The following is a 787-nucleotide window of genomic DNA, read 5'->3' on the forward strand; positions in this document are numbered from 1 at the left end:
GGCTGATTATCGGCGCCATGTTTACACTGGCCCGTCTCTTGCGCGTCCGGGCGCAGCTTCGCCGCCCCGATCGGCTGGTCGCCATTCCGGTGGCGATCACTGGGCTCAAGAAACATCGCGGCGGATTTTTCGTCACCTATAGCGATGGGATCGGCGACAAGAAGAAAGGGCGCATCGCTCATACGCAGCTCGAGGCCGGCGAAGAGCCGCTGCTGGTCGGGATCAGCAAGACCAAGAAGCCGGTGGCGCTGGCGGTGCGGCATGGCAATACGTCACTGCCAGTGCTGCTCGACAGCCGGCTTCAACGCATCGACCTGACCGCGGCGGAGCGTCAGGCGGCGCTCGCACCGTTCGCCGGCCGGACTGGTTCGACGCCGAGCGTCGCGGCGTTCGCGCCGAGGCGCGGGCGGTCATTGCTGCGCGGCGTGATCACCTTCTTTGCGATGATCCTGCTGATCATTATCGCCGCGGTCGGCTATTGGGTCTGGTATGTGACGAGCGCCGATTCCGCCTTCAATACGCCTGGCAAGGAGATCAACAGCATCATGCCGGAGCCGCTGAACAAATGGGGCTGCGGCCAGCTCAAGCAGCGTTTTGGCAATGGCGGCCCGCCGGAAGGCTGTGTCGCGGGTGATTATTCGAGCTGGAAGTAGCGTCGGTTAAGGATACTGGCTTGCCGACGGTCCGTCCTCATCTTCGACAGCGCTCCTGATGTATGCCAGCTTCAGCACGCCGGGCTGTCACCGAAGTCGATGACGCCCTTGCGGATGATGAAGCAGCCATAGGG

The 787-nt window shown here is 63.2% G+C and carries 1 protein-coding gene; it reads left to right on the forward strand.

The features are described from left to right. Nucleotides 1–653, forward strand: a 653-nt coding sequence (locus tag AC1D0P_RS26380) for a hypothetical protein (protein WP_477679429.1), incomplete at its 5' end; no start/stop codon positions are given. Between the last annotated feature and the right edge of the window lie 134 nt (nt 654–787).

This window comes from Polaromonas sp. P1_G2 (assembly GCF_056405515.1).